At 42.5% G+C, this 6,009-nt stretch carries 6 protein-coding genes; 4 read left to right on the plus strand and 2 right to left on the minus strand.

The window, feature by feature from the left end:
* Window positions 1-231: 231 nt before the first annotated feature.
* Window positions 232-510: a 50S ribosomal protein L25 gene (rplY, locus tag DA100_RS17805; protein WP_138973354.1), complete on the minus strand. Its 279-nt coding sequence runs from the start codon at window positions 508-510 to the stop codon at window positions 232-234.
* 613 nt (window positions 511-1,123) lie between these two features.
* Between rplY and DA100_RS17810 the strand changes: the two genes are divergently transcribed.
* The 4 genes from DA100_RS17810 to DA100_RS17825 are packed head-to-tail and all read left to right on the plus strand — an operon-like array spanning window position 1,124 to window position 5,503.
* Window positions 1,124-1,903: a DUF4123 domain-containing protein gene (locus DA100_RS17810; protein WP_138973355.1), complete on the plus strand. Its 780-nt coding sequence runs from the start codon at window positions 1,124-1,126 to the stop codon at window positions 1,901-1,903.
* A complete protein-coding gene (locus tag DA100_RS17815) occupies window positions 1,900-3,981 on the plus strand; it encodes a DUF2235 domain-containing protein (protein ID WP_138973356.1) in 2,082 nt (693 codons plus the stop codon). The genes DA100_RS17810 and DA100_RS17815 overlap by 4 nt, the downstream gene beginning before the upstream one ends.
* Before the next feature lies 1 nt (window position 3,982).
* Window positions 3,983-4,717: a DUF2931 family protein gene (locus tag DA100_RS17820; protein WP_138973357.1), complete on the plus strand. Its 735-nt coding sequence runs from the start codon at window positions 3,983-3,985 to the stop codon at window positions 4,715-4,717.
* Between the two features lie 42 nt (window positions 4,718-4,759).
* Window positions 4,760-5,503, plus strand: a complete 744-nt coding sequence (locus tag DA100_RS17825) for a DUF2931 family protein (RefSeq protein WP_138973358.1) — start codon at window positions 4,760-4,762, stop codon at window positions 5,501-5,503.
* Here DA100_RS17825 and DA100_RS17830 read toward each other — a convergent pair.
* Window positions 5,473-6,009, minus strand: a 537-nt coding sequence (locus DA100_RS17830; RefSeq protein WP_138973359.1) for an IS630 family transposase, incomplete at its 5' end; no start/stop codon positions are given. The two genes, DA100_RS17825 and DA100_RS17830, sit on opposite strands and share 31 nt — an antisense overlap.

The raw sequence follows: 6,009 nt of genomic DNA on the forward strand, positions 1-6,009 counted from the left end.
CAGGTACTCAAGCCTGCATTTTCAAGTTGATTGGGTATAAGTTAATTACTTACATGAATCTATGCCCGTTTAACTTGAAGAGAATTGAGAGCGTTTTTGAGGCTTCAAAAACGGTGAAACCCCGATGTTGGTAGCATCGGGGTTTCGAATTTTTAGATTTCTCGGATGGTAAGGCCGATTATCTTATATGCAAAAGGCTGGATTTAATCCAACTAATTCCTTGGTCGGGAATTAGATACGGATGAAGTCCATGTGCTCAACTTTTGGCTTGAAAGCGTGACGTTGAACGTCTTGTGGCTTAACTTTAACTTCAGCACCGTCGATTACTAGAACGATACCTTCGTAGAACTCAGGCTTGTCCATTTGGTTAACGATGTCATCGTGGTTAAGAACGATAGATACAGCTGCTTCTTCACCGCCGTATACAACTGCAGGGAATTTACCAGCGTGACGTAGGCGGCGGCTCGCACCTTTACCTAGTTCAGTACGTACTACTGCTTCAAATTTCATAGTATAACTCTCAAAAATTTAAGATATTCATAATCACACTAACAATGCGACCTTGTTATGTGTGCTAACCGCTCAAGAGAAATTGGTAGTAACTCTGTAAGCGAGCGCGGATACTATCACTCTATCTGATTTCTAGCAACTGATAATCACTGAATTGGGCCATTTCAAACGTCAATGATAATCAACTGGTTAAGTTTGATTCATTAGGTACGTTCTCTTCACTTAAACATCGTCTTGTGTGAAGACTGTGACTATGTAACAGCGAGCGAGTAAAACATGGCGCCCCTTTACTTTTTTCTCAGCCATCGGGCTACTGCTTGGTGTGGGGCAGCTTACTTAAACGTAGTCATATTCGCTGGTGGAAGTGAAATCACATTAACGTCATCTACCCGGGATATCGGGCAAATTGAATCACAATTGATACTAAAGGGGAGGATCATTTTGTTAGCTTCGATGGCTGTGGCGTATCCTCGCTTGCTGGTCTATTGCTCAATAGTAGACAAATGACATTGGGCAGTTAAATGCGTTTTCTTTTGGGTTGAAGCCACCATGTACTCAAGCACCTCGTTTTACCATTCAGTTAGGTGCGAATTCTGTAACGTGAAGGTGAATAATGCTCAAGGCTTGGCTCAAAGAACAACAACCTAACAGCTTTTGGCTGGTTTGTGCACGAACTCATAATCAAGCACTAACGTCGAATGGATTTGGGTTTGATAATGCAGCTCCGCTGTTTTGGGGGAATACATTTAAAGATGTCATGGCGTTGTCACCATGGCTTATCCCAGTATCTGATGAGGTACTGGCGTTGGATGAAGGCCTGCTTAATCAGGGTTTAGGCATTGCCACAACTTGCTCAGTAACCACGATTCAACATTTACGCAGCATGCTAATGTCTGCGCTTGATGGCGAAGAAGTACTATTCCGTTTCTATGACAAGGTTGTGATAGCGCCGATGCTAAAGGCGATGATGCCATCAGAAATACAACAATTTCTCGGCAATATTGATAGCTTGGCGTTAGTTGATGACAAGTTAATTAGCTTCACACGCCACTCTCAGAGCCACTTTGAGCTAAAGAAGGAGACGTGGTGGAAACTCCAACCTCACCACCTTGCACCGATCTACAACACTAAGCATCACGCCATTGCAATAGAAAAACGTTGTTGGGAGCTGATCCCTGACATTCTCGAACAACTTGATGAACCACTACAAGTGATATCAAGCGCACTAGAGCGAGGAATTGAGTTGGGATATCCCGTTTCGGAGCTCGAGGCATGCGCGATTGTTGAGTTAGCGCAACGAAGCAATTCTCATCTATTACAGTTGTCAGAGCCATTGCGACTCACCGAGCAGGAACTAAGTCTACTTAAAGTGATTCAGGAGGGTTGGGTATGAGTATTACTGGCGCAAGCCCATATTGCTTACCCTGTGACAGGATGACTCACTGGATAGAAATCTATATTCGCGATGAGTTTAACCGTCCCTTCTTTGGAGTGCGAGGAACTCTCCTTGACTACGGAGGGAATGCATTTCCAATTTATCTTGATGATGGTCCAATTTTTATTGATCGGATGGCGCCTGGCCCCGCAACGATTCTGTTAGAGTGCGATGCTTGGATATCCGCAGCACAAGGTGACGAGCGTATTCCTAACCGCGCAACAGACAGTGATCCAACGAAAGAGTTTGCCGACAATCATCTAGGCCATAAAGGCAGTGCAACACGCTATTTTGAAGTAACCGCCGGTGACCTTACCGAATTGAGCGAAGGGCTATCTCTACCATCTAGGCACCAAAAAGGGCAGGCAGATAAGCTTAAATTAATCACCGATAAAAGCTATGTACTGAAAGTAAGAGGCTTTAACTTTATTACGTTACGCGTTGGGATGTTCTTTGATGGAACAGCCAACAACACCTATAGCGCCCAGTGGGGCAAGAGTAAGCTTGATAGCTACTACCACAAATGGTATCCATTGCATAACCTATACAAAGATAGGCCGCCGATTGAGTGGCCAGAGGAAGTGTTTAAGTTTCCCGAACAGGATAAGTTTCGCTTTTTCTGGCAAGAGGATCATGCGATTAAGAGCAGTGCAGCGAATGAATTAACCAATATTCAAAAACTATATGACTTGTACTTGCGTGATGTTTACTTCGATAAAGAACGTATTTTTGTTCATCCTGAATACATAACAGGAATCGGCACCGGTAATGAAACGGACAACACTATACCTGCCGATGAGTCTGTATTGATTGGACAAGCTATGGGGTTAGGGTTGTATGGGGTTGAAGCTAAAGTAGTAACCAGCATTGAACAGCTATGTAAGAGTCTTGAGCGCATATCAGATTTAGATAACTTTAACTCAGCTAATACTGATGGCTTGAGCGATGTCTGTTTTGACGTGTTTGGTTTTAGTCGTGGGGCAGCAGCCGCGAGGCACTTTATAAATTTAATTATTGACGGTAAACATGCAGTGTTTTCTGAAAAAATGGCTCAGGCTTGTAAGTTAAATGGCGTTGACTTAAAAGCAGGTTTTAATTGGAATAGTGATGCTTCAGTATCAATCAAATTTGTTGGTTTATTTGATACGGTTGCTGCGATGGTTGACCTTACAAAGGGTGATATATCACCGCACAACAATAACAATGGAGGTGTAAGACTGTGGCTCGATCCCGATAGAGTCAAACGGGTTGTCCATCTTACTGCCCACCAAAAAACTGAATACCGCCGCAACTTTAGTCTAAACCGTATCAATTCTGCCGAGCACTTTCATGAGTATGTGGTACCTGGTGCCCATTCTGATATCGGTGGTGGCTACCACTCCCTTAACGCCTATACAACATTATCGCGTCAACGCAGGTTAACCATACCTTATTTGTTACCTTTATTAGAGAATAAGCCAATCAAGCGAGTCATCAAGCCGGTCGGATATGGGAATATTGACGAGGTCAAACGACGAATAATAGCCAAACTTGAGCCAACTATTAAGCGCGAGCTGGCGTTAGGTTGGAATAGAAACGACTACCATATTGACTTTCAGCTACTTAGAACTGGCAATAAAGAGCGAACACGCTTACAAGGGACGCTCTATCAAAAAAGAGTGGTGAGTGGTGACTTATCCAGGCTGTACCTGCGAGTGATGTTTGGCCTAGCACAACATTACGGTGTGCCATTAAGTGATACCGACGGTCAAGTTTGGTATGAAGCAGGAGACAGCTATTATTCGGTGCCAACGAATATTGGCAAATATCGCTTTGCAGATTTTTGCGATAAAGCGCTTGCGGCGGCGAAGAGCGGTGAGTTATTGGAAGAATTAAATATAAGCAACGTTGCAGAGATTAAAGATAGCCCAATTATAAACAAGTTATTTGATGCAAATTTAATCCATCACTCTTCTGATAACACCATTGCCAATAAACCTAACAAAGTGGGCGAGGGCTATCAGCGGGAGATCTATCCATGCCAGAAGGAGTCGTGAGATGAAGAGGTTTATTGCCCTGTTAGGGCTGATCGCTTTCACAAATGCTAATGCATTTAGTCGGGTGCCTAACGTACCGGAAGATATGCCTAAATGGGTTGTGGGGTATGCTATGCCGACGCTATATCCAGTAAAAGTGAAGCAAGCGTATGGCGTTAATGAACAACAAGATTGGACCTCATTTGTCCATAACGATCAACAATATATGTTTAGAACTGACTACGCATATATTAAGCAGTCGTATCCAGATTACAATGGGTTTGGAATTCCATTAGGGGCTCCAATTGGCTACTCCACTCAAATCTCCGGTACCAATACCTTGCCCGATAGTATTTATATTCACTGGACATCAATCTCTACGCAGACTTTTTATACTACAAAATGGGACTTAACCCAGAAAGTTAAAAAGATAATGAGCACAAAAGATCAGTACACTCGTCGAGATGGTTTCAATAAAAAATGCTATCGAGTCGAGACTATTTTTGGCTTTTTACCAAATGGGAACAGCAAAGTTTGGTTGCGCGGGTGTGGCGAATATATTTTCATCGCAGAGCTTACGCCAATTGCACAACAAAAATTAGATATACCTAAAAATACAGATGGTAGTTTCAAGAATGCATACGTTGAGCGGGTTATAGAACGAGCAAAACAATTGGGTGTTACCGTTGAACCAATTCCGTGGGATAAGGTTAACAAGGTCTATTCCAAAGAAGAAATTACTAAGCTCGAACTATGATGTGTTTTGACCTTTTCCAAGATAAGTAGAGGGCACGATGCTATGAGATGTCTTGATATAAAGTGGTTTATTGCCCTGTTAGGGCTTATCCCTTATGCAAATGCTAATGCATTTAGTCGAGCGCCTAACGTACCGGAAGATATGCCTAAATGGCGTGTTGGCTATGCTATGTCGACCTTGTATCCAGTTAAAGTAACCAAAGCTTATGGAGAAAATAAGCAGGGAGGTTGGATTTCCTTTGTACATAATTATCTACAGTATTTTTATAGAACTGAATATGACTATATGACGAAATCGTATCCATCGTATGATGGGTATGGCATCGTTCTTGGCGCACCAATTGGTTACTCAAGCCAAGTCGCAGGTACAAATAACTTACCTGATAGCATCACCATTTACTGGACGTCAATAAGCAACGCAAAATCGTTTATCACTCAATTTGAGTTACCTGACCGACTAAAAGATCAAATGGTCATTAAAGATAAATACATAACATGGGATGGGGTCGAACTTGAATGTTACCGCAATGATATTGTATTTGGTTTCATACCCAACGGAATAACCAAAATATGGATACGGGGCTGTGCCGAGTACAAGTTTGTCACAGAGCTTGAACCTATTAAGGAGCTCGATATGGATTCCTTTGGCAACGATGCTGAAATCTATCGAATCAATTATGGCAAGCGGATGGCAGAAAGAGCCAAACAACTTGGTGCGACGCTCGATCCAATTCCGTGGGATAAGGTTATACCCAATCAACTTGAAAATGCAGGCTTGAGTACCTGAAAATTATCATTGATTCGAGACGTCAGTGAACCTGCGATCTCTGGAAGAGTCACAGTAAAAAATTGATCGATGGCTTCCTTGAAGTCTCGTTTATTTTTGAAGTAAACGTTATTCCTCGACTGCTCGTTCATTACCTTCCAAAGCCGCTCAATTGGGTTGAGGTTTGGACTGTAAGGTGGAAGATAATGTAGTTCGATATTTAGGACAAACGCTGCATCTTTGACTAAGTCACTGCGGTGATATCCCGCACCATCTAAGATGATATGAAGCTTATGGGCTAATGGATAACTCTCTCTTAACTTACAGAAAAAGCGAACAATATTTTCACTGTTAATACTCTCGTAATCGTGAACGATGGTGGCACCAATATCTGACAGGTTTAGTGCGCCAATAATGTTCAATCGGCTACGATTGCCCGTTGTTTCAATCACTTTAGCCTGACCAGTACGTATCCAGCCATGAGATATTTTTGTTAATAAGGTTGGGTGAACTGCATCGATAAAGAC

The sequence above is a fragment of the Vibrio sp. Hep-1b-8 genome, from assembly GCF_006124995.1.
Classification (GTDB): Bacteria; Pseudomonadota; Gammaproteobacteria; order Enterobacterales; family Vibrionaceae; genus Vibrio.

Coding starts and splice junctions, on each gene's coding strand:
- rplY (WP_138973354.1), bottom strand. CDS start 510: ATGAAATTTGAAGCAGTAGTACGTACTGAACTAGGTAAAGGTGCGAGC.
- DA100_RS17810 (WP_138973355.1), top strand. CDS start 1,124: ATGCTCAAGGCTTGGCTCAAAGAACAACAACCTAACAGCTTTTGGCTG.
- DA100_RS17815 (WP_138973356.1), top strand. CDS start 1,900: ATGAGTATTACTGGCGCAAGCCCATATTGCTTACCCTGTGACAGGATG.
- DA100_RS17820 (WP_138973357.1), top strand. CDS start 3,983: ATGAAGAGGTTTATTGCCCTGTTAGGGCTGATCGCTTTCACAAATGCT.
- DA100_RS17825 (WP_138973358.1), top strand. CDS start 4,760: ATGAGATGTCTTGATATAAAGTGGTTTATTGCCCTGTTAGGGCTTATC.